Source organism: Motilimonas sp. 1_MG-2023 (genome assembly GCF_030547455.1).
Lineage (GTDB): Bacteria > Pseudomonadota > Gammaproteobacteria > Enterobacterales > CBDFNC01 > Motilimonas.
Genome location: NZ_JAUOPX010000001.1, coordinates 17,787 through 43,768 on the forward strand (window position 1 = coordinate 17,787; position 25,982 = coordinate 43,768).

The window sequence follows — 25,982 nt, forward strand, 5'->3', positions numbered from 1 at the left end:
AAATGAAAAGGAACGTATATGGAAAAACATTGTATTCGACTACCGAGTAAATTTGATTTTCATCATCACAGAGTCTTTAACCAAGATTTGGAAGTACTACTCGCACATACCGATTTGAAGGAAATTGAGCTCGACTTTTCCCAAGTCCAGTACTTAGATAGTTCGGCTTTGGGAATGCTGGTATTAATGTCTAAAAAGAATGAGCAATCGGTACAGGCCAAATTAGTTATTCGCGGCGCTCAAGGTAATGCGCTGGATATCTTGGAAATGGCCAACATGGCAAAACTATATGCCTTTCTCTAATCCTTCACTTAACATAAGCCCGCCTTACTCTGTACTGGTCGTAGAAGACAGCACAGTATTTACCTTGCTCTATGAGCACTTTTTTAAAGAAAGGGGAGTACTGACAACAACGTGCTTAACATTGGCGGATGCGAGAAATGTCATTTCTCGGCCGCAGCAGCATTTCGATGTTGCCTTGCTTGATAACCACCTGACTGACGGGGAAGGGGTAACGCTGTTGCCAATGATAAAAGAGCATCTCAAAACCACGGCTGTCATTATGGTGAGTGCAAATGATGATGCAGATTTCTTTCTCAGAGCTTTTAACCAAGGTATTGATGATTATGCACTAAAGCCAGTTAATATGGATTTGCTCTGGCTCAAGATGAAAAAGTCGGTGCATCAGCGTCGCCTTGAAAAACTAAACAATGAGCAACGAGAAGCACTCAATCAATGGCGTGATGCAGAGTTACAAGAACAAGCGCTTGCTCGACACCTTATTGGAGCCATGTTTGCCAAAGTGCGCTCTGATGTTGATGCCATTCATTACTGGGTTAAACCCTCTTCGCAGTTTAGCGGAGACAGCGTGATTAATTGTCAGGGGGTTGATGGTAGTGACTATGTTATGTTGGCAGATGCTATGGGACATGGTTTAGCTGCAGCGGTTTCGTTAATGCCTGTTGTGCCAATATTTAAAGCCATGGCAGAAAAAGCCCTGCCCCTTTCAAATATTGTGTTTGAGCTGAATAGTAAGTTGACTCATTTATTGCCACAAGATCGCTTTGTTGCGGTGATCATTCTTCATATTCAACCTGCCAGTAAGATTATTGATGTGTGGAATGGTGCAATGCCACCAGTGCTCGTCCTAGATGAGCACGGTAAGTTAGTGAAGCAGCTTAATTCTGCCAATATGGCGCTTGGTATTTTACCAGATACCTTGTTTAGTGTTCATCCTGAACGGATAGAGCTTGTTGATAACCAGCGCATTATTATGTTTAGTGACGGCGTAATAGAAACCTTATCAGGTGACGGTGAGCTCCTTAGCCAAGAAGCACTGATTCCGCTACTCAATATGCCAGGTAAGCCACTTGAAGGGGTGAAAAAATATTTCAATATTGATTGCCCTCCTGCCTCTGATGATATTTCTATTGTTCAGATTGATACCCATAACATTCTCCAATCGTCTGTTACTTATAAGCCCAATCAGATTGCTCAGCAAAGTGCTTTCTTAATCGAGCATACCTTGTCTGGTGCGGCATTGGATTTACTTGATATACCTGGGCATTTTTCGGATCTGTTATCCAAACAACTGCCCCTGTCATTAGTGCAAAAAGTATTTACTGTTTTAACTGAGTTGTACATGAATGCATTCGAGCATGGCGTGCTTGGGCTAAATAGTGACATTAAATCGCAAGAAAATGGCTTTTTGACTTTCTACGAGCAAAAAGAGCAAAAAGTTAAAGAGCTGACAATAGAGCACAGAATTGTTTTACAAGTGCAATGGCAAAGTGATTTAAATCGATTAGAAATTTACATTAAAGACAGTGGTCATGGATTTTTTCATGACAATATTGAAAGCACTAACTTTTCTAAAAGCTATGGCCGAGGCTTAACTTTAATTGAGCACTTAGCTGATTCCCTTGAAATTATTGCACCTGGAAATGCCGTCCGGGTGGTACTCGTTGGAAGTGATTAACTATGAGCAAAAGTATTTTAATTGTTGATGATTCTGCGTCAATTCGCCAAATGGTCGAAGCGACTTTAAAGTCGGCTAGCTATCAAGTTACCTTGGCAAAAGATGGGCAAGAAGCCTATGACTTATGTAAAACCAAGAGCTTTGATTTTGTCTTAACAGATCAAAATATGCCCAGAATGGACGGCCTAACTTTGATTAAATCATTGCGAGGTCTCGCGACTTATCGCAGTAAGCCTATTGTAGTATTGACCACTGAAGCCAGTGAAGAAATGAAAGCGAAAGGCAAGGCCGCAGGTGCCACCGGTTGGATGGTAAAGCCCTTTGAACCGAGTAAGTTACTTCAAGTTGCAGCGAAAGTGCTGGGGTAAGGCGCTAGACCACATTTGGGACACACTATGTCGATGGATATGAGCCAGTTTCATGGCGTTTTTATTGAAGAAAGTCACGAGCATCTCGATGAGATGGAGCACTTGCTGTTGGCGCTCGACCCTAGTAGTCCTGATGTCGAAGAGCTAAATAGCATCTTTCGTGCTGCTCATTCCATAAAAGGCGGCAGTGGTATGTTCGCATTTGATGCTCTGATTACTGTTACCCATGTGATGGAAAACATCTTTGATCGCGCTCGACAAGGTAAATTTCAATTTTCAGCACGCGTGATTGACGGTTTGTTAAGTGCTGTTGACACACTGCGTACATTACTCAAAAGTTATACCGATGCGACTGAGCCGGATTGGGCATTAGTCAATACGGCGACAGCCGACTTGGAGTTAATTTTAGACCCCTCTAGTGAGCCCGCGGTTGACACTAAAGAGCAGGCTTATGGTTTTTTTGTTTCTGTTGGCGCTGAATCGTCATCTTCTGAGTCATCAGAGGGCTCAACTGAGGCGTCGGTCAAGGTTGGAGAGCGTGATGATGAAGGATTTGGCTTTTTTGAACCTTTAGTGAGTACATCGGAAGCTCCGATGGAAACCGGCGGGGAAGGATCTAATGAGGTCACTGAAAATGGCGATGATGAAGGATTTGGTTTCTTTGAGCCGTTACCTGGTCCAGCGACCGCTGAGTTAGATCAAGTTGACGATGAAGGCTTTGGCTTTTTTGCTCCCTCAGGCCAATCAGATAATCAAGTTTATGCTGATGAAAAGGGTTTCCCCGTAAGTGATGGCGTTAGTGAGGAGGCAATCACTCCTGCTACCGGATTAATGGATAAGCCGCGTCCTGCTGCGGCTAAGTTAGCGGTTACCGGAAGTGGCAAGGCCGACTCCAAAGCAAAACCTGAAAGTACAGAAGCCAGTAGTATTCGTGTTGATATTGTAAAAATAGACAGCTTGGTTAATTTGGTTGGCGAACTAGTGATCACCCAATCAATGTTAAATCTAATTGGTGATGAGCTTACTGGTCCAACCGTTGAACGGTTGCATAGTGCTTTGTCTGAGTTAGAGCGCAACACTCGCGAACTACAAGAGGGCATCATGTCCATTCGGATGTTGCCAATGTCTTTTGTCTTTAACCGGTTTCCTCGCGTGGTGAGAGACTTATCTAAGAAACTAAACAAAAAAGTCGACTTGCAAATTGAAGGTGGACAAACCGAAATTGATAAGGGATTAATTGAACGGCTGGTGGATCCGTTAACCCACCTTGTACGCAATAGTTTAGATCACGGCATTGAGCTGCCAGATGTTAGGGCGGCACGTGGTAAGCCTGAAACAGGTCGACTCACCCTTAAAGCAGAGCAAAAAGGCGGCAATATTCTTATTTCTGTTTTGGATGATGGCGGCGGTCTAGATCGTGATCGTATTCTCGTCAAAGCCTATGAAAACAATATTGATGTAGTGGAAAATCCGACCGACCAGCAGGTCTGGCAGTTGATCATGTCCGCAGGATTTTCAACAGCCGCTGAAGTGACCGATGTATCGGGTCGCGGCGTTGGTATGGACGTAGTGAAACGAAATATCGAGTCGATGGGTGGACGTTTAGAGATAGAATCCGAAGCGGGTTTAGGGTCTTCTTTTCAGATTCGTTTACCCCTCACACTGGCTATTTTAGATGGTATGTCCATTGCCGTCGGCGGGCAAATGTTCATTATTCCTTTAGTTAATATTATCGAATCTGTGCAACCTGATAAGCCTCAACTTAAGTGCATTGGTAACCAGAAAGTGCTGGATTTACGTAATGCTTATTGGCCGATCGTGCGGTTACATCAGGTGATGGAAGTTGAGCCTAAATCAGAGGACCCCTGTGAGGGGATTCTGGTTTTAATTGAAACCAGCAAAACTCGCTTTGCCCTATTAGTGGATGAGTTAATTGGCCAACAACAAGTTGTTATTAAAAGTTTAGAGCAGCACTACCGCCGTGTTCCAGGAGTGGCTGGCGCCACCATTATGGGAGATGGCAGTGTTGCATTGATCTTAGATGCAGAGTCTCTCGCTTTACGCGTGGAAGAGTCGGTCGCAGTAAGGAGTGGGAATGAATAATCAACCAACAGTGGCTCCAGCGAGCCAAGACACGGTCTCCTTAGAGTATCTAACTTTTACCTTAGGTGATGAGCATTACGGTCTCGATATTATGAAAGTACGTGAAATTAGAGGCTATGAACCCGTGACCAAAATAGCTAATGCCCCCGCGTTCATTAAAGGTGTTCTCAATCTGCGTGGCGACATTGTACCTATTGTTGATTTGCGGCTTAAGTTTAATGTGGGTGAAGCCAGTTACAACGAATTTACCATTGTCATTATGCTCCACATTAATGAGCGCATTGTTGGGATAGTGGTTGATGCTGTGTCCGATGTCATCAATATGCAGGCGTCTGATATTAAACCTCCACCAGAGTTTGGTGTTGCTTTTGACAGTCAATATTTATATGGCCTCGCGCCGGTGAATGAACAAATGATTATTTTATTGAACATCGAAAAATTGATTTCCAGCCAAGAGCTGGGCTTATTTGACAATAATGCTGTGGCGCTGGAGGGATAACTATGGGTATCGCATCTTGGTTTGGTAATAGTGAGCAACAAAAGTCGTTAGCTCGGGCTAGCTTGGCATTAGACAACAGCAGTACTTGTTTTATGCTTGCCGATGCTCAGCGCAATATTGTCTATGCAAACAAAGCTGTAGTGGCGATGCTGACAGAGGCTGAGAGCGATATTCGCAAGGATTTACCTCAGTTCTCTGTTGCCGCAATGATTGGTAGTAGTATCGATGTTTTCCATAAGCAGCCACAGCATCAAAAAAATATTCTGAGCCAGCTAACCACAACCCATACTGCCGAAATCACCGTTGGGGGGCGTTGTTTTCGGTTAGTGCTTAACCCACTGCGTAATGAGCTAGGTGAATCGCTCGGCACCTCCGTTGAGTGGCACGACCTTACTGAGTTGAAAAAGCATGCGCTGCTGTCATTGCGGGTGACTTCGGCCCTTGAGGCCACATCATCGAATGTGATGGTGGCCGATGTTGAACGTAACATTATATTTATGAATCAGGCTGTTGAGCGCATGCTACGCGAAGCTGAGTCAGATTTGCGTAAGGCGTTGCCACATTTTTCAGTGGATTCGTTGTTGGGCAGCAATATGGATATCTTCCATAAAGACCCTTCTCACCAACGTCAGCTACTGGCAACCCTAACGAAAACATACGTGGGTAATATCGTGGTGGCAGGGCGCAGCTTTCGCCTGATTGCTAATCCTATTTTTGATGACAAAGGTGATCGCTTAGGCTCTGTTGTTGAGTGGATAGATCGCACCAAAGAAGTGGCAGCAGAGCAAGAGCTCAGTCGTATTCTTGGTGCACTTGATACCACCACGACCAATGTGATGATCGCTGATACTGAACGTAAGATTATTTATATGAATAAGTCTGTGGAAACCATGCTAAGTGCTGCTGAAGCAGACTTAAAAGCCGTACTGCCAAATTTTTCGGTGGCAAAAATAGTAGGCAGCAATATGGATATCTTTCACAAAAATCCTGCCCATCAAATGCATTTGTTAGAAAAATTAACTAAATCTTATACCGCGAATATTGTCGTTGGTAAGCGTCATTTCAGACTAGTGGCGAACCCTATTTTTGCTAAAGATGGCTCGCGCCTTGGTTCCGTCGTGGAATGGTTAGATCGTACTCAGGAAGTATTTATTGAAGCGGAAGTGAATTCAGCTGTTGAAGCGGCGGCGGCGGGTGATTTTAGTAGCCTCGTTTCGACAGAGGGCAAAGAAGGCTTCTTCTTAAAATTATCCGAAGGTTTAAACTCGTTACTTCGCACTACTGAAAGTGGATTAAATGATATCGGTCGTGTGCTTAAGGCAATCTCTGAGGGCGACTTAACCGAACGGGTGGAAGCGGATTATCAAGGGACGTTTGAGTCTTTAAAAAATGGCTGTAATCAAACCGCGCAAAACTTATCCCAAATGCTCGGTGAAATTCGCCAAGCAGCCGACACCATTAACACCGCGTCGAGTGAAATATCTCAAGGTAATACGGACTTGTCTAGCCGTACAGAGCAGCAAGCGTCAAGCCTTGAAGAAACAGCGTCTAGTATGGAAGAGCTAACCGGTACAGTGCGTCAAAATGCTGATAACGCCAGACAGGCTAATACCTTATCAGCCAAGGCGTCAGAAGTTGCAGTTAATGGCGGTGAATTAATCGAGCAAGTCGTTAAAACCATGGCCTCCATTAATGAATCATCACAAAAAATATCCGATATTATTGGCGTGATTGATGGCATCGCCTTCCAAACCAATATATTGGCATTAAATGCCGCCGTCGAAGCGGCTCGCGCCGGAGAGCAGGGGCGTGGGTTTGCCGTGGTGGCATCGGAGGTCAGAACCTTAGCGCAGCGCTCAGCCAATGCCGCAAAAGACATTAAAGCGCTGATTTCTGACTCAGTTGGCAAAATTAATAATGGTAATGAGCTGGTAGGGAAATCAGGCGATACCATGAAAGAGATTGTCACCTCCATTAAGCGGGTTAACGATATTATGGCGGAAATCGCTGCCGCTTCTACCGAACAAGCTTCTGGGCTAGATGAAGTAGGTAAGGCCGTTAACCAAATGGATGAGATGACGCAGCAAAACGCGGCGCTGGTGGAGCAAGCAGCAGCTGCTGCTGAAAGTTTGTTATCGCAAGCCGCGCAGATGGCACGCAATGTCGCGCAATTTAAACTAGATGAAAGTCAGCAGCATCAACTTGTTGCTCCGCAATTATCTCAGCCTGTATCAAGGCCGAACATTGGAGCCAAAAAAACGGTCGTGACACGAACACCGGTGAAACCAGCAAAATCCGATGACGATGAGTGGGAAAGTTTTTAACCTTGTGGGCGTTTTACACATAACACAAATGATGAGTTGTGGGCTCATGACACTCGCGTTTAGTTGTCATGAGGGCTGCTCATGGCGTGTTAGTGGAAGCGAAGAGAGCTGAGCTCATGACACAAGCGGATAAATGGTTAGTTGATTTGGCAGAGATCTTAGCTCATGACACAAACGGATAATTGGAATGACAGAGAGTTTCGCTACGGCAAAGCCGATTTTGATGCCGTAAGAAGTCTGCTATATCAATTAACGGGGATCCGCCTAGCCGATAGTAAGGACTCGATGGTGTACAGCCGATTGGCACGACGCGTTAGGGCGCTAAAGCTGACTGGTTTTACGCAGTATTTAAGCTATCTAGAGCATCACCCGGCTGAAGAAGAGTTGTTTATCAATGCTCTTACCACGAATTTAACCTCATTTTTTCGTGAGCCACATCATTTTGATGTGCTGAGAGAGTATTTAATGGCGCATCCGCGCACTCGTACTATTTGGTGTGCCGCCAGTAGTACCGGTGAAGAGCCTTACTCAATCGCCATGGTCGTCGCAGAAACCTTTGGTCGCTTTGATGTGCCGGTGAAAATTATTGCTTCGGACATTGATAGTCAGGTTTTGCAAAAAGCTCAAGCTGGTATTTACCAGCTCGAGCGTATCAAAGCACTGTCAGGTGAGCGTTGTAAGCAGTTTTTTTTCAAAGGCAAAGGGCGTCAGGAAGGGTTGGCTAAAGTGGTGCCAGAGTTACAGCAAATGATAGAGTTTAGGCAGTTAAATTTACTTAATCCAACGTGGTCGGTAAAGGGGCCAGTGGATGTTATTTTCTGTCGTAACGTCATGATTTACTTTGATCGATCAACGCAATTACAAGTTCTGACACGAATGGTGCAGTTAATGCCAAGTGATGGCCTTTACATTGCGGGTCACTCGGAAAACTTTAGTCATGCTAGTCATTTAGTTAAGCCTGCCGGACGGACTACTTATCACCCTAATTTGGCTGTGAGGTAAGATTGTTTACATTTGACGTTAATAATTCACACTTGGCACCAAACCGATATTATGATCGGCATTTTGATTGTGATGCCGTCAAAATACTACCCGGTGAATACTTTGCGACTAAGCATAATACCTTGATTGTCACAGTGTTGGGCTCGTGTGTTTCGGTGTGTTTGCGCGACCCACTGTTAGGTATTGCAGGGATGAATCATTTTTTACTACCACAAGATAACAGCCAGCAAGATAGTGTGTTATCAGAGTCGGGTCGTTATGGCATTTATGCCATGGAAATATTGATCAACCATCTATTAAAGTTAGGAGCAAAAAAAGAGCGCCTCGAAGCCAAGGTGTTTGGTGGTGGTAATGTGCTGAAAGGGTTTATGACAGTTAATGTTGGCGAGCGAAACGTTGAATTTGTGCAAGATTATCTGAATACCGAACAGATCCCTATTATTGCCAGTGACTTGCTCGATATATACCCGCGTAAGGTTTACTTTTTTCCTGACACTGGTCGGGTGATGGTTCGTAAGATTAAAAACTTACACAATAGCACCATTATTGATCGTGAAAGTGAGTACCGATTGAAATTACGTACTCAGCCTGAAAGTGGGGAAGTGGAGCTGTTTAATGACTGAAAAAATAAAAGTATTAGTAGTTGATGATTCAGCTTTAATTCGTAGCTTACTAGGTGAAATTGTACGCTCGGAGCCTGACTTTTTACTGGTTGGGGTTGCGCCCGATGCTTACATCGCGAAAGACATGGTGAATACTCATAGTCCTGATGTCATCACCCTCGATGTCGAAATGCCTAAAGTGGATGGATTAACTTTTTTAGATCGCCTGATGAAAGCCAGACCAACTCCCGTGTTAATGGTGTCAAGCTTAACTGAGCAAGGTGCAGATGTAACACTTAAAGCATTAGAGTTAGGTGCAGTGGATTTTTTTCCCAAGCCTAAGCTAGATATAGCTAAAGGAATTGAAGATTATCGTAGTGAAATCGTAGCCAAAATTCGCTCCGTGGCGAGTGCAAAATTACAGCGACGGCCACCTACGCTAAGTCCAAGTGCTTACACCTTCAAATTTAAAACCACGGAAAAAGTCATTGCCATAGGTGCCTCTACAGGGGGAACCGAAGCATTAAAATCCCTGTTATCTGAAATGCCAGTAGACAGTCCTGCGATAGTGATTACTCAGCATATGCCTCCGGGCTTTACTAAAACGTTTGCCGAACGTTTAGATACACACTGCGCAATATCTGTGAAAGAAGCGCAAGATGGTGAGCGTTTACTTCCTGGCTGTGCATATTTGGCGAAGGGTGATTTACATTTATTAGTGATACGCAGCGGCGCGGATTATCGAATAAAGTTTGATGATGGTGAGCGAATAAGTGGTCATAAGCCTTCGGTGGATGTGATGCTTAAATCGGTCGCGAGAGCGGTTGGACAAAATGCACTAGGTGTGATTTTAACGGGAATGGGCAAAGACGGCGCCGCCGGTATGTTAGAAATTGCTCAAGCGGGTGGCATAACCATAGCGCAAGATGAAGCTAGCTCAGTTATTTTTGGTATGCCCAAGGCAGCCATTGAAATGGGGGGCGTGCAAATGATTTTAGGATTACAAAATATACCCGCTCAAATAGTCAAAAGCATGAATCACTTAGGCACCGAGTATCGAGTTTAAGCTGGCTGATAATCACTAAACTTGCCTCCTTTTTAGCACCTTTGTAATATGCTTGTTTTCATTGTCAAAGGCGCGTTATGTTTCTCGATCCTAGTTGGCGGGTTTTAGTGGTAGGTGATGGTGATTTTTCATTTTCGGCAGCGTTAGCAGAGCGTTTCCCTCCTCGCTATTTGTGCGCGACTATTTACGACAGTGTGGCCACGCTTGCTAGTAAGTATGGTGAGCAATATCGACTGCAATTACTTCAGGCACAAACATCTTTTCCGGTTCAAGTATTAACCGAATTTGACGTGACAGACCCGCAACAATGGCAAACCTTGGCCGCAAATCATCAACAATTTGATTTAATTATTTTTCAATTTCCTTTAGTGCCGGGTTTTACCTCCAAAGCAGAATTTGAAGCCCACGGTAGGATCGACAGTAACTTACGTAATCGCCGTTTATTGCATCAGTTTTTATTACACTCCCAGAAATTTGGCCTTAACCCTGATGGCGCGGGCCTTATCTATATCAGCTCAAAAGAGGTTAAGCCTTATAGTGAGTGGGATATTGAGCATAGCTTGCACCTTAAAACCGATTTACAGTTTTTGGGTAAAATGCCGTTTTCATTCGAGCAGTTTCCCGGTTATCAAATGCGTAATGTGGATCGAGATAAGTTTGTGCGCGATACCGCAAGTTTCACTTATGTGTGGCAGCTTGATCTATGTCTCCAAGCGATTCCTGCTGCGTTAGCTATATCATTACAGGCTAACGCGCCAGAGATTGAAACGGACTTGCCTTATTGTGAACTTTGTCAGGCGGGCCCTTTTCATTCGCAACAAGAGCAACGCGATCATCACGCCTCTAAGCGTCATCTAAAAATGCAAGGATTTCACCAGCGCTGGTTGGAAGATTTAGGGTTATTTGAAGCAGAGGTAAATGAATAACCTCAATTCTTTTAAACCAAGCATTCAAATTGAAAGTATGTTTTACCGTAAAATTTCGTTTTCAGGGACTATTCACAGCTTTTTTCGGGCAAAGCATACTTTCGCTTCATTCTAAGTTCGGCCTATTCGTACTATTTCGCTTATCCATAACTTGATTAGTTAGGATTTATTGGGCCTTAACTCATTGAATATGTCATTGAGCTGCTCTTGGTCTAGCTGCAGCTGATCCAGTATGATTTGTTCGCACCCTTGCCACTCATCTTCACCTTCAGGCAAACACGCGCGCCGTGCAATCTTGATAATTGAAATTAAATCTAGACCAATGGTATTAACGTATTTAGAGCGCGTTAACTCTGCTAAATCATATTGATGGTAAATAATTTCAATTAGCTGCTTGGGCAATTGCCAGCGTTGCGCCAGCATTGCTGCAATTGTCGGGTGGCACGAGCCATAATAGTCCTTCTCTGGCTTTAATAAGTGATACCAACCATCTTGTTTTGCCCGAGGTAGCATGTCGGTTTCGTAGTTATCAAACGACACGATCATGACGGGGATCCCTGCCATGTGAAATAAACTTAACATATAAGCTGTTTCAGCTAGCTGCGGTTTTTTTAGTTGTTTAGCTACGCGGATGCTGGCTAAACCAAGCTGATTTATTTGTTGCCAAAAGTTCACTAATGCGGGGCTTTGTTCAAAGGCGTTTTTTAGTGCTATCGCTTTGACTAATGGAATGGTGCGAGCCAAGCCGAGCATCAGCACCGCTTTATGTACAGATGTTACCTTTTTATAGAGCATGTATTCGGCAGAGTTGACTAGCTGCAATATCACACTGGACATCGCCATATCTGACGCAATGAGCTCGGCGAGAATGTCAATTTTCGGCTCTTTTTTATCGGCCTCCTCTAACAACTTGAGCAATGTATCAGGCTGGGGCGGGATAATCAGCTCGGACAAAACGCGTTTTTCTTTACTGCTCAGGTTAGTCGCCATCATTTTCCTCGCGAGATTGGCTAGAAGACATTTACCATAAAACACTGGCCGTCATAGTTTCAATTATAGAGTAAATAAATTAGTGATATCAGCAGCATGGAAATAGGCTGTTGACCCATAGTTAAATTTAGCAGTCTATTTTGCAACTCACATTTATAAACTATTTATTTTTACACGAAAGTTTTTCTTATGGCCTAAGGTCTATCTAATCAACCTGTATGTTGCAGGGGTGTTAAGGTTAAGTATCTATTTTGTTGCTTGTGATGGAGCTAGATACGCATAACCTCAATTAATTGATAGTTAACTTAGACTGTACAAAGGTCGCCTACAAGGTAAGCCAAGTATGGTTAACGAGGAACAAACCATGAACAAAACAGCACAAAATGTCTTTACTGGTGCCGCTCTTGCGATGGCAATGGCTGGTATGTCACAACTGGCTCATGCCGGCAGTACAGAGAAAGCAGCGACTAACTCAACAGACTTGGTACATTGTTACGGTGTGAATGTATGTGGTGGCCACAATGATTGTAAAACCGCAGATAATGCCTGTGCTGGTAAAGCTAGCTGTAAAGGCCAAGGTTTTGTGGCTATGCCAAGTAAGGCCTGTGGTGACGTTGGCGGTGACGTTAAAGATGACTGGAAAGGTGAAACAACTAAAGCGGAATTAGTACAATGTTATGGCGTGAATACCTGTAAGGGCCACAATGATTGTAAAACTGCTGACAATGCCTGTGCCGGTCATGCCAGCTGTAAAGGCCAAGGTTTTGTAAATACGCCAGCTAAATCGTGCACTGATATCGGCGGTAAAACCAGCGCTTAACTCTAAACTCATAGCGGGCATAGTACTCGATACAGCTTGCCTTTGGTCATCAACACGATACGAAGGCAAGCAGATCTGGTATATCCACCTATTAGGAATAATATGATAAACGATCAGCTCACCCACGACTTTCTCGGTTTTGGTTTAGGCTTGCGCACAGCCCACTTTGAGCATGTGTTACAGCATCAGCCACAGGTGGATTGGTTTGAAGTGTTATCAGAAAATTTTATGGTGGCGGGTGGCAAACCGAAATATTATTTACATGCGATTGCCGAGCGATATCCGTTGGTGATGCATGGCGTGTCTATGTCCATTGGCGGCACCGACCCGCTGAACATGGATTATCTTAAAGCACTGAAAAAACTCGCTAATGAAGTGCAGCCAAAATGGATTTCCGATCACTTATGTTGGACTTCAGTGCACGGTCAAAACAGCCATGATTTATTGCCGTTACCTTACACGCAAGACACCATTAACCATGTCGCAGCGCGAGTTGGGCAAGTGCAAGACTTTCTCGGGCGGCGTATTTTACTGGAAAACGTATCAAGTTATTTGTCGTATCAAGATTCGACCATGGATGAGTGGGATTTTTTAAACGCGCTCGCCGAGCAAGCCGATTGTTTGATTTTGCTCGATATAAATAATATTTACGTTAGCGCCCGCAATCATGGCTTTGATCCCCTCGAATACTTAAGCAAGATCAACCCTAAGCGAGTACAGCAATTTCATCTCGCGGGTCATAGCGACTACGGCGACTATGTGATTGATACCCACGATCAGGACGTAGTAGAGCCGATTTGGCAGTTGTACCAACAAGCGCTGCAGCGTTTTGGTTTAGTTAGCACCATGATTGAACGCGATGGCAATATTCCCGAATTTCCAGCACTGCAACAAGAGCTGCAGCAAGCGGCAATGTTGGCCGCTAAACAATTTCCCCATTTAGTGAACCGCACCTTTGAGGCCGCGGTCTTAGCGCAAGGACAAACGACATGAGTGAGTCATTACGCCAGTTGCAATACGCCTTTATGGATTATTTAAACACAGGTGAAACGGCATCATTCCAACCTCAAATTGTTGCACAGGGCAAGGTTGCAACAGGCACGCGGCTGGCGATTTATCGCAATGCCTATCGCATTCGTTTAACCGAAACCATCGAAACTGACCACGAAGTGCTTGGCCTTTATTTAGGTGATGACTTATTTGATCAAATGGTTCAAGGCTACATTCAGCAATGTCCTTCAACGGTAGCGTCATTAAGGGATTTTTGCGATGCTTTACCGACATTCTTAGCTCAGAAAATGCCTTTTTCTGAGCATCCCATTTTAGCCGACATTGCTGCCTTTGAGCGCCGCTTGCTTAATGCTTTTGATGCGCCCGATGCACAACGTCTTGGCTTTAGTGATTTACAGCAGCTACCTGTGCCAGATTGGCCCCGTTGTCAGTTGCGGTTTCATCCTAGCGTACAGATTTACAGTTGCCAAAGTAATGCGGTGGAAGCTTGGCAAAGTATTAAAGCTGGGCACGCGCCCGCAGAGCCTGATTATAGTGCTACTCGACACTGGCTGTTATGGCGTGGCGATACTCTGTTGACCGAATTTATCTCCCTCGCACCTTTTCAACATGAATTACTAATGGGTTTTATCCAAGGTCGTAATTTCGCTGAGCAATGTGAATTGATGATGCAGTTTTTCGACGCAGAACAAGCTCCGCAGCAAGTGCTAAGTGCGTTGCAAGCTTGGTTTGAAATGGGGCTGATTATAAGCCTTTGTACGTAATGGCTTAATCTGCAGCAGAATGATGACTTGTTACGCTAATTTTGCAAATCATAACAATATTAAAATCTATCTGTGATTTATATTGCAGCTTTAAATATCCTTACTGACAAAAAAGCTGTTAATAGATTATAGTCGCGGCTTTCATGCAAAAGTATTAGGTGGCAGGCTTGGCTCTAAATTATACCGGTAAAATATTGGCACTTACTGGCGCACTGTTGGGGTTAACAGCATGCGGTGGCGGATCGGGTGGCAGTGATACGGGCAACAGTAGTGATGGCGGAGCTGGGGGGCAACCCAGTATCATACCAAGTTCCGTGCCGAGTATCGCTCCAAGCTCTTCGCCGAGCCCTTCACCAAATATCATTCCGAGTGCCGCTCCGAGTACAGAGCCTACGCTACAAGTGGCTATTACCACTCGCGTCAGCACTGGCGGGCAAATTACACCAGCCCAACTGCAAGTATCACAGGGTGAAAGTGTTAGTGTTAGCGTTCAAGCAAGCTCGGGCTATCAACTATTGAATATCCAAGGCTGTGGTGGTCAATTATCTGCGATGCAGTATCAGTTTAACGCAGTGCAAAATTGTCAGATCCAAGCCGAATTTATCTCCAACCCAGAGCTCGCATTGCAGCGGGGCGATCATCGTTTGGTCTCTGAAACAGAGCTAATTAGCTTTGCTCAGCAGCAAATTACTGAGCTTGGGCAAGTGCAACAGAGTCTTTTAGCTCAGATTTATCAAGGCGCCATTGTGCCTACAGCAAGAAATAGTCAGGAGGTTGCAGCGGTTAATGATACTCAAATTGCTCAGGCAATTACCGCTCCGCTAACTTGGAACCCAAGCCATGACAGCATCACTTTTAATGTGGTTGATCCCAGCCAAAGCACCATTGTATTGCGCGCCAATCAAAACGGCGGTGGCGACCCTTCACAAGCGGGATTGATTGTTGCGGGAGAGCAAAATGGTCATCGATATAGTGCTATGGCGGCTAATTTATTTGCGGTTAATACCAATGCCGAAACCGACCAGTTATTAAAAAACTTGCTTACTTGGCTAACCGCGCGCGATCTTTCTAGTGGTCAGTTAAAGGTGATTACCAGCCATGTGCCGTCTAACGCTGACAGCTGGTATTTCCCTCATAATGAGCGGATCCGCAGTTGGTTAGATACTCACTTTGCCGCTCGCTATCAGATTAATGCTGCTAATACTTGTGACTATGAAGCCTTGTTGGATTGTATTAATCAGCTGCAGCCCGATTTAATTATTCTTAGTGACATTGACCGCGAAGAACGCGGTAACACCGCCCTTGAGCCAGCCATTGAATTAGCAAAACGTAATAAAATCCCATTGCTGGTGGCTAATTATCGCCGCCAAGCCAGTGCCATGAGTGCAGACTTGTACCGATATATGGCACTGCACACCAGTGGTAACTATTGGTCTAAGCATCAAGTGGTGAATGCATTGCCAAGTGAGCAGATGGCAGCAGATGCCGACCTTACCAAGGTCGCGACATTATTCACAAAATACGGCCAAGGACAGGTTGCCAGTGACAGCGTAACAGGTTGTAACACTAACTATATCAATTGCGGTGATGCAACCTTCAGTGCCGAGTTTAAAAGTGCAGCAGACTGGCTGCGCTCAGGCGCTATCGCTGTTGACGATTGGGGTTTAGATGTTTTTAACGGCACTTCCGCGTCGAGCTATCGTGTACTGAAAACCGCCCTGCTATTAGCAGATAAATACCGCCAGCAAATTGATTACCCGATTACCTTGGCGCAGCCAAAAGCCTTTTCTGAGGCGCTACTTGCTGATTGGCTGGTAAGCTATGCCCGTGCTAAAAATGCTGCCCAGCCTGATTTAGGCCAATTTGTGGTGGACAAAAGCCAAGTTCAACAAGGTAGCAATAGTCACTATGCTTATCCCGCGACTGCAGAGCAAACCCTGTGGGTTGAAGTGCCTTATCAAGGCCAATGGACCACCACGGGGTGGTATGCGCTGCCTGGGCAAACCATTAGCTTAACGCGCCTTGATAGCAATAGTGCCAATGTAAAGATTAAGCTTAACTACCATAGATCAAACACTAACCGCGTTTTTAGCGGCGCTAATTATTACTCGCCATTAGAGCTGGAGCAGTCTCGCTTATCGTTGGCTGCAGGTGAAACCACCACCTTTAGTAGCCCCTATGGTGGCCCGATTTATTTGTATATTAATGGCGGAGAAGCGCCGTATCGGGTGAATGTGAAAGCCCAAGGCATTAGCTTTCATCCGGCGATTTTAGACCCTAGTGATGACGCACAAGTGGCACGCTTTACGCAGCTGATGTTGAACACAGAAATCCCCCATGTTGACTTGCGCACCGAAGGCGCTGAGCAGCATATGCGTCGTGATAAATTTTTAGGCGCTAGCAGCGTGGATGCGGGGGCAGTGGCCACGCTGTTAAAGTCGGTACAAGAAGATCACATCGGTGCGGTTTACACCTTAGCTGGCTTTAAGGTGCAAGGTAAAACCTTGGCCGAGTCATTACCTACCAATGTGTTAGCCAGTTGTACCGGCTTATTTGGCCGTGATGCTTGTGTCGATACTTCACTCCATACACGACAGCTGATCCAACATGCTAACTATGACCAAAACGCCCATTGTGGCGCAGGTTGTAGTGGTAACCCTTGGGACGCGGCATGGAATATTTCGCCAACCGGTTGGGGCGATAATCATGAGCTGGGTCATAATCTGCAAACCAACAAGTTGAATGTGCAATACGCAGCCGCAGCGGGTCGCAATGATTGGGGGCAATACGGCTCACGTGCGGGGGAGAACTCCAACAATATTTTCCCTTACTTTGTTAAATGGCGCGCCCATTACCAACGTGACTTGCAAACCAGTATTATCACTGATGGTCACATGAATCATAAAGACTTGTTTTATGTGTTTATGTCTGACGCATTGGCACTGAAAAATAGCCAAGGCGATCGCGTGGTACTCGGTAGTCGCTGTAGCGCGTTAGACTCAGGCGATCGTTTTGAAGGGCCATGGGCCAGTAATGCTTACGCCACTCACAATGGCTATCGCATGGCGTTTTATATTCAATTAGCGTTGCAAAACCATAAAGCGGTACTGAGTGATGGCAGCCAGTTAGAGAACGGTTTTCACTTGTTTACCTTGATGTATCAATACAGCCGTATTTTTGCCGATGCCGCGCGCGATCAAGCTAGTTGGGATGCGCAAAAAGCCAGCTTAGGTTTTGCCCAATTTGCTTACTCTGGCGATGCCACTTATGGTGGTCGTAATGTGTCGAGCATACCGGGTAGCGATTTTATGTTGGTGGCCTTGAGTTATTTGACCGCAAAAAACTGGCAGCCGTATTTTGACATGTTTGGATTACGTTACTCTGACTTAGCTGCAAGCCAAGCGGTAGCTAACGCAACCAAGGGGAGTGTGACGCCGGGGATGTATGTGTTAGAAACCGACCTGCCGCCAGTGAATATGAGTGAAGGCTTAGACTTTATTGCGCTGGATTTAGCCAATCCGACGGCGCGCTGGCCCAGAGATAACAGCTCGCCTGCGGATTGTGGGTTGTAGGCTGCTTGTTGTGTGATGCGGATGCCAGCTTGATTCTTATAATCGATTCCGCCTGCTCCTGAAGGGGATTGAACGTGTTATTGAAATTAATGCGTTAATTTTGTCAACAGAGCCGGGAGTAGAAGGCAGGGCAAACGCATGAATATTTTTGAACGATAAGTGATGTTTTATTAGACGAATATCTGCCGCAAGGAAGCGGCAGTTAAGCCATCAAGGATGATTTCACGGCGTTTCGTATAATAAAATGTGACTTGTTTGAAGGTTGTGCTCAAATATTGTACGTTCATGCGTTCGTCCTGCTATTACATCCCTTAACAATAAGCGTTAATATTATCTTCAGTTAACTGGCAATATTAGCCAGATAGGGGAAGATAAATGAGTAATCTGCGTGATCAAGTATGGGCTTGGTATCAACAAGGTGAAATCAAGGCTGAACAGATGCCCAAAGCGTTGGCGTTGGCTGGCAAGACGCAGCCAGAAGTGGCGTGGCGTGAGGTGATAGGGCAATTATTGCTTTGGCTGGGTGTGCTGTTTGTTGGTGCGGGCGTGATCATCTTTTTCGCCTTCAATTGGCAAGAGTTAGGTAAATTTGGCAAGTTTGCACTCGTGCAAGGCTTGTTGCTGATTTGCGCCTTGGCTTATGGCGTGTTGCGCTGGCAAGAGCGTGATATCAACCCTAGAGGTTTAGGCGCGACTAAGGCCAATGCCAGTTTGCTGGGGTTAAGCTTAATGATTGGCGCGTTATTAGCATTGGTGGGGCAAACCTATCAAACCGGCGCTGATCCTTGGCAGTTGTTTGCTATTTGGTCGCTGTGCTTACTGCCATTGGCGTGGTTGGCGGGCTTTGATTTGTTGTGGCTTAAGCTATTGGCATTAATCAACCTTACTTTAGTGTTGTATTTTCATACTTGGCCGCAGGCTTGGTGGTTTTTTGATTCTTATGTATTTGTGTTAGTTGCGATAAGTTTATTCAATGGCGTGGTTTATTTGGTTTTCTTGGCCGCGCAAAAGCTTAATATTGCACGCTTAAATGCGCCTATTTGTCAGTCCCTTAGTATTTTATTGGCGCTGGTCGCGCTGACTTGGTACGGCTGCTGGCAAGCTCTTGAAATTGGCGATTCTTCCCCTTTTAGCTTTTACTTGCTCTACAGTGCGACAGTGTTTTTGCTATCGCGCTTTGTCTTTAAACAGTTATTACCGCTGGCCTTGGTGTGCTTTAGTGCCATTGCGGTGAGCACGGTTTGGCTAGGGCGGAATATGTTTGATACCAGCAGTGAGGTGGGCGTATTTTTCTTTTTAGCCATGTATATCGTGGGCGCGACAGCAGGGATATCGGTTTGGTTAACCAAAATGCGCGCCTTGTTTAACACCGCCGAGCTCAATGGGAAGGCCAGCCAATGAAAACTGAAAATGCGCAATTATGGCAAGCGTTGCAACAAGCGAGATGCGTTGATACTGCGTCGCCTCTACCTGATCAGCCATTAATGCCACCTTGGTATTTAGGCATTCTACAGGGCTTTGCTGGCTGGGTGGCGGCTTTGTTTTTACTCGGCTTTATGGGCAGCTTTTTGGCGTTGTCATTGGGTGAAGTGCTTGACGAGGGGATCTTGTTCATCGGTGCAATCTTTGTGGTGCTTGGTGCGGTACTGGATCGTAAGTCGCTGCAACAACAGGTATTTGTTACTCAGCTGGCGTTGGTGTTTGGTTTAAGTGGCTTACTGGGCGTTGGCTGGGGACTGTCAGAAATACTGGGCTATCGCAGTGAGCAAGCTTGGTTTTTCAGTTTTGGTGCATTGCTGATTGTTCACAGCGCATTTATTAATAATCGCTTGAGTGTGTTTTTAAATAGCATTGGCATTGCTGGCTGTATTACTGGCTTACTGTATCAATGGCAGATGATGAGCGTGATGCCGCTGGTGATGCTGGTGTTGGCGATAGGGCTATGCTTGAATTTAGAGCGCTTCGGCGCACATTATGGCCGTTTATGCACCTTGGCCTATGGCTTTGCGAGCTGGACCTTGTTGGCTCAAGCTTTATTAAGTCTTGGCGCGTCGGAGTTAGATTTTTTCAGCGCGACTATTGGTGAGCTTTCCATTTGGTCTTGGCTATTGCCTTGGTCACTGAGCCTACTGGCCAGTTTGTTGTTGGTGCGCCATATTTTTGCGCAAAGGCAAATCTCGTTATCGACGCCTGTAGGCTATGGAGCGATGGCCACTGTGGTGGTGATTGGCGCGCTAGCCGTGCCATTAACGGGGCTAAGCACGGCGGTACTGTTTTTATTATTGGGCTTACAACTGCGCGATAAGGTATTTACGGCGTTAGCTATTTTCAGCATTCCACTGTTTATTAGCGCCTATTATTACTCCCTTAGTGTGAGCCTGTTAGAAAAATCCCTATTACTGACCGCATTAGGCGTGGTGCTGTTATTTGCACGTTGGGGGCTTAATCGTTACCTGTCTCAGCCAAGTTCAGTCGCATCACAGGAGGCGTTATGAAATCATTACAGCGAGTAAAGCGGAGTATCGCCGCAGTGGTGCTATTAAGTGTAGGCCTATTGGCGATGATCAATTGGGATATCGTTAAACGTGAGGCTTGGTTAGCTGAAGGGGAGGTGGTGCGCCTTGAACTGGCGCCGGTTGATCCCCGCTCGTTAATGCAGGGGGATTACATGACGTTAAATTATCAGATCATGGCAAGGATCCGCGCAGCAACTGATGGCGACAACCTGAATGGTTATGTCCGGATTAAGCGCAATGCCGATTTGGTCGCGCAGTTTGTTGGTTTTGAATCCAGCTATCTTGATGCCAGTGCGTTGCCTAAAGATGAACTATTGCTGCAAGTTCGACTGCGCGGCGGCCAAGTTAAATTGGCAACCAATGCGTTCTTTTTTCAAGAAGGCCAAGGCGAGCGTTTTGAGGCAGCGAAATATGGCGAGTTTAGAGTGAATGAACAGGGCGAGTTGTTGCTTGATGCCTTGCTTGATCAAAATTTGAAACCACTATAGATAATAAAACAGATAATAAAACAGATAACAAAACGGGAGTCTAAGCTCCCGTTGACTTTTTAAGTTAACTCTCGCTGCTAATCCCTGCCCATCGAACAACTCAGATTTGTTGAACTTTGCTTTTCACTATTATTTAACCCCTCCTCAAAAATATCGGGTTATAACCTCCGTTGCGTAAAAACTCCCTCGGTGCGCGTGTATCAATGGTCAATGACTAGGCTATTTTTGATGAAAATGTAAATTGATGGTTTGGTTTTTGACTATTTATTGATATCTTGTGCGGCAAATTGGATGCACATATAGCCATGCGAAATGAACTAATAGCGATTTTCCTTGGTCTTGATTCAACACAATAGTGCCTAAGTGGCATTAATAAGGAAGGTGTATGAGTAAAGCAAATATAATAGGTTTGGGTTTGTTGCCACTAATGCTTGGCCCTTTGTCTATTCAAGCCTTTGCCAGTGAAAGCTCTGGCTCATATCAATTAAATAAGTCCGTATTGCAGTCTGCTTCGATGGCGATCGATTTCGTAAACAATCCCGTGCTTTCTTTTGGCAGTCAAGATTCGGATAAAGTAGGGGCGGTGAATGTCTCTGTTGATGGTACTACGTTGACGATGGCTGACAACCGTTGGCAATACATACCTGTAAATTACACAATAACCGAACACACCGTTATTAGCTTTGATGTGTTAATGCATTCCTTAGGCGAGATTCAAGGGGTTGCCTTTTATAACGACTTATCACCTACTCCAAGTACAACATTTCAATTAGCCGGTACACAAAATTGGGCGAGCAGAACTTACAGCTACAAAAATCTAGGCTCGATCGAGCAGGTTAAAATTAAAGTTGGCCAAAACTTTACCGGAAATTTTAAAAACCTCGTTTTTATTTCGGATAATGATCGTGATTCAAGTGGCGATATTGAGTTTCGTAATGTTGTTTTAAGTGAAAGTGATACCGCGGGAGAGTCTTTCTACCAAGTTGTTAAAAATGATAACTGGCGCAGTATTGCTAGTGCGTTGTACGGTAATGAGCTGGCTGCGCAACCATTAGAATCGATATTGGCTGGTAAATACTCGTTAGCGGAAGGTGAAAAAATTCGTATAAGTGATTTACCTGAGCAACTGTCTAATCATCTTGATCCAGCTTGGCTTGATAGTGATGGGGATGGTTTAAAAGATGAGTGGGAACTTTTCCATTTTAACAATCTTCAGCAAAGGCGAAATGATGATGCCGATCTAGATGGACGTTCGAATTTTGAAGAGCAAGCCGCAGGTACAAGCCCAGTGCTGAAAAACATGGCGCTAAACGCCAACGCTTTTACTAGTGATGCAATGACCGTCATTAATTTTCAAACTGCTGCTTTAACGCCACATTCGAACCAAGATGATGCTACCACGGGTAATATTGAAATACTCGATAACGGTAACAGCTTGCGTATGGTGGGTAACCGGTGGATGACGATTCCGATGAATTACTCTGTAACAAGTAATACCATTTTGGAATTTGATTTTACGCTTAACGCACCGGGTGAAGTTCAAGGGATCGGCTTTGATAATGACATGAGTGCATCTTCGAATTTGACTTTCAATCTTTCTGGGAGTCAAGCTTGGGGCCACCGAGATTTTGTTAAGCCTATGCTAGGTGAAAAAACGCGTTTTCAGATTAATGCCGGTCAGTACTTCCAATCTGATTTTAGCCACCTACTGTTGATTGGCGATGATGACGCGAATAAAAAAAGTGATATCACGTTTAGTAACTTGAGGTTAATTGAGCAAGGTGTTGATGCGCCATTATATTATCGAGTTACAGCGACAGACACATGGGAAACCATCGCTTCTAAGTTGTATGGCAGCGAAAGCGCGGCTGGTATTTTACGTATCGGCCTCTCTAATCAATATACTCTAGGAGAGAATTTAATTATTCCAGCCGAGGCATTCCTACTCGACATTGCTGAAATCGGACCGCAGTGGATGTTTGATAGTGACAGCGATGGCATGCCCGACAGCTGGGAATTGCGTTTTGGCTTACACGATTTTGATCCCTTTGATGCGCATCTTGATCTTGATGCAGATGGATTAACTAACCTACAAGAATTTAAGCGTGGCTCTCGCCCCGATCTTGTTGACACGGATTTGGATGGTGAGCCAGATGGCACAGACGTTGTGCCAAATAATGCGCTTTATAAGCATGATCAAGATGGAGATGGTTTACCCGATACGTGGGAAATGATTTATGGGCTAGATGTACATGGTGCATATGATGCACATCATGATTTTGATGCAGATGGTTTAACTAACTTACAGGAGTTTAAATTAGGCTCATCACCAATTAATCCAGACTCAGATAATGATGGTGTACCAGATGCTATCGATTTTGCCCCCATTAATCCGCGCTATAAAATCGACCAAGATAAAGATGGCATGCCACTATCTTGGGAGCTAGCCAATCAGCCTCTATCTGATGACATGCCTGATGATGCCAAAGATGACTTCGATGCTGACGGTTTGACCAACTTACAAGAGTTTTTAGCGGGGACCAATCCAAACCTCACTGATACGGATAACGATGGTGAGCTTGATGGTACTGACGTTGCACCAACCAATGCCCTATATCGTCTGGACCAAGACAATGATGGTTTGCCCGATGCGTGGGAAATCGCAAATCAACTTAGCGATGTTAATTCAAACGATGCGCATGAAGACTTCGATAGTGATGGCCTAACCAACCTGGAAGAGTTCCAACAAGGAACTAATCCTCATCATCCTGATAGTGATTTGGACGGCGTGTTTGATGGTGAAGACTTTGCGCCAACCAATGCGCAATACCGATTTGACCAAGACAAAGATGGTTTACCAGCTGAGTGGGAAAATCAACATGGCTTGAATGATCAAGATCCGATGGATGCGTTTATGGATGTTGACAATGATCGCCTAACCAATCTTGAAGAGTTCGTCCTTGGTACCAATCCTCGGGATCAAGACACTGACAAGGATGGCGTACTTGATGGTGATGATATATCGCCATTGAGTCCCCGTTATGGTTGGGATCACGATAAAGACGGTTTGCCGCAGCGCTGGGAGGTTGAAAATGGCTTATCCGATGACAACCCGCTTGACGCATTTGACGATCAAGATGGTGATACGCTAACAGCATTGGCAGAGTACCAGTTGGGGACCGACCCACGTCACCCTGATACGGATAGTGATAATGTGCCTGACAATATCGACTTTGCACCATTAAATGCGCGTTATGGTTTTGATGGCGACAAGGATGGCATGCCTCAAGAGTGGGAACGTTTATACCCACCAATGACCGATAGTTCGCCACATGATGCCAAAGATGACTTCGATGCTGACGGTTTGACCAACTTACAAGAGTTTTTAGCGGGGACCAATCCAAACCTCGCTGATACGGATAACGATGGTGAGCTTGATGGTACTGACGTTGCACCAACCAATGCCCTATATCGTCTGGACCAAGACAATGATGGTTTGCCCGATGCGTGGGAAATTGCTAATCAATTTAGCGAGCTTAACGCTTTCGATGCGAATGAAGACTTCGATCGTGATGGCCTAACCAACCTGGAAGAGTTCCAACAAGGAACCAATCCTCATCATCCTGATAGTGATTTGGATGGCGTGTTTGATGGTGAAGACTTTGCGCCAACCAATGCGCAATACCGCCTTGACCAAGACAAGGATGGTTTACCAGCTGAGTGGGAAAATCAACATGGCTTGAATGATCAAGATCCGATGGATGCGTTTATTGATGTTGACAATGATCGCCTAACCAATCTTGAAGAGTTCGTCCTTGGTACCAATCCTCGGGATCAAGACACTGACAGGGATGGCGTATTTGATGGTGATGACATGTCGCCACTTGATCCTCGTTACGGCTTTGATCGTGATAAAGATGGTTTACCTGATAATTGGGAAATGCAATACGGCTTAGACATATACCGTAACGATGCGTTTGAAAGTTCGGATATGGATCCTTTAACCAACTTAGAAGAATTTAAACTTGGTACTAATCCTATCAACTCCGATACGGATGGTGATGGTGTACCCGATGGCTTCGACTTTGATTCATTGGATGCTAGATACGGTCATGATAATGATGGCGATGGTATTCCCTATGAGTGGGAAAGGTTGTACAGCTTTTTAGATGATACGCATCCTGATGATGCACATCATGATTTTGATAACGATGGTTTGACTGCATTGCAGGAGTTCCTAGCTGGCACTAATCCACAAATCTCTGATTCAGATAATGATGGCGAGCTAGATGGGGTAGACATTGCACCAACTAATGCGCAATATCGTTTTGACCAAGATAAAGATGGGCTACCGGATGAATGGGAAATGCAGTTTGGTATGCAGGTTAATGATCCATTAGATGCCAATAATGATTTGGACAATGACGGTTTAAATAACTTGGAAGAATACCTAATGGGCACGGATCCTCGAGAGCAGGACTCCGATTCTGATGGCGTGTTCGACAATGAAGATTTTGCCCCTGCACATCCACGCTTTCGCTATGATCATGACTTTGATGGTATCCCTGAGCAATGGGAAATACAGTATGGTTTGAGTGACGCCGATCCACAAGATGCATTAGCGGACAACGATGGCGACAACTTAACTAACTTTGCCGAGTTTAAAGCCGGAACCGATCCTCATCGTGCTGACTCAGATGCTGATGGTGTCTCCGATCGTGAAGATGCTTTCCCACTTGATCCTCAATACCGTGTAGACAATGACCAAGATGGCCTTCCTGCCACTTGGGAAATGCAATATGGGCTATCGGATCATATGCCGGAGGATGCGAAGCTAGATATGGATGGTGATAACTATGATAATTTGGCCGAGTTTGCCGCGCGAACTAATCCAAATCTTTTTGATCCATTTATCCCGACAGCGCCAAAAATGTACTAAGCGTTTTTAACAGC

19 protein-coding genes are annotated in these 25,982 nt (G+C 45.0%); 18 read left to right on the forward strand and 1 reads right to left on the reverse strand.

The features are described from left to right. Window positions 1-18 precede the first annotated feature (18 nt). The 10 genes from Q4519_RS00090 to Q4519_RS00135 all read left to right on the forward strand — a co-directional run bounded on the left by Q4519_RS00090 (window position 19) and on the right by Q4519_RS00135 (window position 10,868). The gene (locus Q4519_RS00090; RefSeq protein WP_303508185.1) at window positions 19-303 is read left to right on the forward strand and encodes an STAS domain-containing protein; all 285 of its coding nucleotides are present in this window, start codon (window positions 19-21) and stop codon (window positions 301-303) included. Then, the gene (locus Q4519_RS00095; protein ID WP_303508187.1) at window positions 290-1,978 is read left to right on the forward strand and encodes a SpoIIE family protein phosphatase; all 1,689 of its coding nucleotides are present in this window, start codon (window positions 290-292) and stop codon (window positions 1,976-1,978) included. Before Q4519_RS00090 ends, Q4519_RS00095 begins: the two co-directional genes overlap by 14 nt. A gap of 2 nt (window positions 1,979-1,980) precedes the next feature. Beyond that, window positions 1,981-2,346, forward strand: coding sequence for a response regulator (locus tag Q4519_RS00100; RefSeq protein ID WP_232800033.1), 366 nt, complete (start codon window positions 1,981-1,983; stop codon window positions 2,344-2,346). Between the two features lie 27 nt (window positions 2,347-2,373). Then, the gene (locus Q4519_RS00105) at window positions 2,374-4,449 is read left to right on the forward strand and encodes a chemotaxis protein CheA (RefSeq protein WP_303508189.1); all 2,076 of its coding nucleotides are present in this window, start codon (window positions 2,374-2,376) and stop codon (window positions 4,447-4,449) included. Then, window positions 4,442-4,948 (forward strand): chemotaxis protein CheW, encoded by a 507-nt coding sequence (locus tag Q4519_RS00110; protein ID WP_232800031.1) that lies wholly within the window; start codon window positions 4,442-4,444, stop codon window positions 4,946-4,948. Before Q4519_RS00105 ends, Q4519_RS00110 begins: the two co-directional genes overlap by 8 nt. Before the next feature lie 2 nt (window positions 4,949-4,950). Then, window positions 4,951-7,272 carry a methyl-accepting chemotaxis protein gene (locus tag Q4519_RS00115; protein WP_282561069.1) on the forward strand — a complete coding sequence of 774 codons (2,322 nt, stop codon included), beginning with the start codon at window positions 4,951-4,953 and terminating at the stop codon, window positions 7,270-7,272. Between the two features lie 165 nt (window positions 7,273-7,437). Next, window positions 7,438-8,274: a CheR family methyltransferase gene (locus Q4519_RS00120; RefSeq protein ID WP_303508194.1), complete on the forward strand. Its 837-nt coding sequence runs from the start codon at window positions 7,438-7,440 to the stop codon at window positions 8,272-8,274. Window positions 8,275-8,276: 2 nt separating this feature from the next. Further along, window positions 8,277-8,897 (forward strand): chemoreceptor glutamine deamidase CheD, encoded by a 621-nt coding sequence (gene cheD, locus Q4519_RS00125; protein ID WP_232800029.1) that lies wholly within the window; start codon window positions 8,277-8,279, stop codon window positions 8,895-8,897. Further along, a complete protein-coding gene (locus Q4519_RS00130; RefSeq protein WP_232800028.1) occupies window positions 8,890-9,942 on the forward strand; it encodes a chemotaxis response regulator protein-glutamate methylesterase in 1,053 nt (350 codons plus the stop codon). Before cheD ends, Q4519_RS00130 begins: the two co-directional genes overlap by 8 nt. 77 nt (window positions 9,943-10,019) lie before the next feature. After that, window positions 10,020-10,868: a Rossmann-like fold-containing protein gene (locus Q4519_RS00135; RefSeq protein WP_303508201.1), complete on the forward strand. Its 849-nt coding sequence runs from the start codon at window positions 10,020-10,022 to the stop codon at window positions 10,866-10,868. A gap of 159 nt (window positions 10,869-11,027) precedes the next feature. On the opposite strand, the gene Q4519_RS00140 is transcribed toward Q4519_RS00135, so the two are convergent. Next, window positions 11,028-11,858, reverse strand: coding sequence for an HDOD domain-containing protein (locus Q4519_RS00140; protein ID WP_232800026.1), 831 nt, complete (start codon window positions 11,856-11,858; stop codon window positions 11,028-11,030). A gap of 364 nt (window positions 11,859-12,222) precedes the next feature. Between Q4519_RS00140 and Q4519_RS00145 the strand changes: the two genes are divergently transcribed. From Q4519_RS00145 to Q4519_RS00180, 8 genes are all read left to right on the forward strand, one after another. After that, complete coding sequence (locus Q4519_RS00145) at window positions 12,223-12,678, forward strand: hypothetical protein (RefSeq protein ID WP_232800025.1); 456 nt, start codon at window positions 12,223-12,225, stop codon at window positions 12,676-12,678. A 102-nt stretch (window positions 12,679-12,780) separates the two neighbouring features. Beyond that, window positions 12,781-13,671, forward strand: coding sequence for a DUF692 domain-containing protein (locus Q4519_RS00150; RefSeq protein ID WP_303508206.1), 891 nt, complete (start codon window positions 12,781-12,783; stop codon window positions 13,669-13,671). Next, on the forward strand, window positions 13,668-14,453 hold the full coding sequence (locus Q4519_RS00155) for a DNA-binding domain-containing protein (RefSeq protein ID WP_303508209.1): 786 nt from the start codon (window positions 13,668-13,670) through the stop codon (window positions 14,451-14,453). The genes Q4519_RS00150 and Q4519_RS00155 overlap by 4 nt, the downstream gene beginning before the upstream one ends. Before the next feature lie 167 nt (window positions 14,454-14,620). Then, window positions 14,621-18,025 (forward strand): ImpA family metalloprotease, encoded by a 3,405-nt coding sequence (locus Q4519_RS00160; RefSeq protein ID WP_303508212.1) that lies wholly within the window; start codon window positions 14,621-14,623, stop codon window positions 18,023-18,025. A gap of 375 nt (window positions 18,026-18,400) precedes the next feature. Continuing rightward, complete coding sequence (locus tag Q4519_RS00165) at window positions 18,401-19,426, forward strand: DUF2157 domain-containing protein (RefSeq protein WP_303508214.1); 1,026 nt, start codon at window positions 18,401-18,403, stop codon at window positions 19,424-19,426. Continuing rightward, entirely contained in the window at window positions 19,423-20,520 is a 1,098-nt protein-coding gene (locus Q4519_RS00170) for a DUF4401 domain-containing protein (protein WP_303508215.1), read from the forward strand. The genes Q4519_RS00165 and Q4519_RS00170 overlap by 4 nt, the downstream gene beginning before the upstream one ends. Next, window positions 20,517-21,029: a GDYXXLXY domain-containing protein gene (locus Q4519_RS00175; RefSeq protein ID WP_303508217.1), complete on the forward strand. Its 513-nt coding sequence runs from the start codon at window positions 20,517-20,519 to the stop codon at window positions 21,027-21,029. Before Q4519_RS00170 ends, Q4519_RS00175 begins: the two co-directional genes overlap by 4 nt. Before the next feature lie 385 nt (window positions 21,030-21,414). After that, window positions 21,415-25,968: a hypothetical protein gene (locus tag Q4519_RS00180; RefSeq protein ID WP_303508220.1), complete on the forward strand. Its 4,554-nt coding sequence runs from the start codon at window positions 21,415-21,417 to the stop codon at window positions 25,966-25,968. Window positions 25,969-25,982 lie beyond the last annotated feature (14 nt).

Excerpts from the sequence above, each read along its gene's own strand:
- Q4519_RS00110 (WP_232800031.1), top strand. The coding sequence starts at position 4,442 with ATGAATAATCAACCAACAGTGGCTCCAGCGAGCCAAGACACGGTCTCC.
- Q4519_RS00090 (WP_303508185.1), top strand. The coding sequence starts at position 19 with ATGGAAAAACATTGTATTCGACTACCGAGTAAATTTGATTTTCATCAT.
- Q4519_RS00175 (WP_303508217.1), top strand. The coding sequence starts at position 20,517 with ATGAAATCATTACAGCGAGTAAAGCGGAGTATCGCCGCAGTGGTGCTA.
- Q4519_RS00095 (WP_303508187.1), top strand. The coding sequence starts at position 290 with ATGCCTTTCTCTAATCCTTCACTTAACATAAGCCCGCCTTACTCTGTA.
- Q4519_RS00180 (WP_303508220.1), top strand. The coding sequence starts at position 21,415 with ATGAGTAAAGCAAATATAATAGGTTTGGGTTTGTTGCCACTAATGCTT.
- Q4519_RS00105 (WP_303508189.1), top strand. The coding sequence starts at position 2,374 with ATGTCGATGGATATGAGCCAGTTTCATGGCGTTTTTATTGAAGAAAGT.
- Q4519_RS00100 (WP_232800033.1), top strand. The coding sequence starts at position 1,981 with ATGAGCAAAAGTATTTTAATTGTTGATGATTCTGCGTCAATTCGCCAA.
- Q4519_RS00165 (WP_303508214.1), top strand. The coding sequence starts at position 18,401 with ATGAGTAATCTGCGTGATCAAGTATGGGCTTGGTATCAACAAGGTGAA.
- Q4519_RS00155 (WP_303508209.1), top strand. The coding sequence starts at position 13,668 with ATGAGTGAGTCATTACGCCAGTTGCAATACGCCTTTATGGATTATTTA.
- Q4519_RS00135 (WP_303508201.1), top strand. The coding sequence starts at position 10,020 with ATGTTTCTCGATCCTAGTTGGCGGGTTTTAGTGGTAGGTGATGGTGAT.
- Q4519_RS00145 (WP_232800025.1), top strand. The coding sequence starts at position 12,223 with ATGAACAAAACAGCACAAAATGTCTTTACTGGTGCCGCTCTTGCGATG.
- Q4519_RS00170 (WP_303508215.1), top strand. The coding sequence starts at position 19,423 with ATGAAAACTGAAAATGCGCAATTATGGCAAGCGTTGCAACAAGCGAGA.
- Q4519_RS00120 (WP_303508194.1), top strand. The coding sequence starts at position 7,438 with ATGACACAAACGGATAATTGGAATGACAGAGAGTTTCGCTACGGCAAA.
- Q4519_RS00150 (WP_303508206.1), top strand. The coding sequence starts at position 12,781 with ATGATAAACGATCAGCTCACCCACGACTTTCTCGGTTTTGGTTTAGGC.
- Q4519_RS00140 (WP_232800026.1), bottom strand. The coding sequence starts at position 11,858 with ATGGCGACTAACCTGAGCAGTAAAGAAAAACGCGTTTTGTCCGAGCTG.
- Q4519_RS00130 (WP_232800028.1), top strand. The coding sequence starts at position 8,890 with ATGACTGAAAAAATAAAAGTATTAGTAGTTGATGATTCAGCTTTAATT.
- Q4519_RS00115 (WP_282561069.1), top strand. The coding sequence starts at position 4,951 with ATGGGTATCGCATCTTGGTTTGGTAATAGTGAGCAACAAAAGTCGTTA.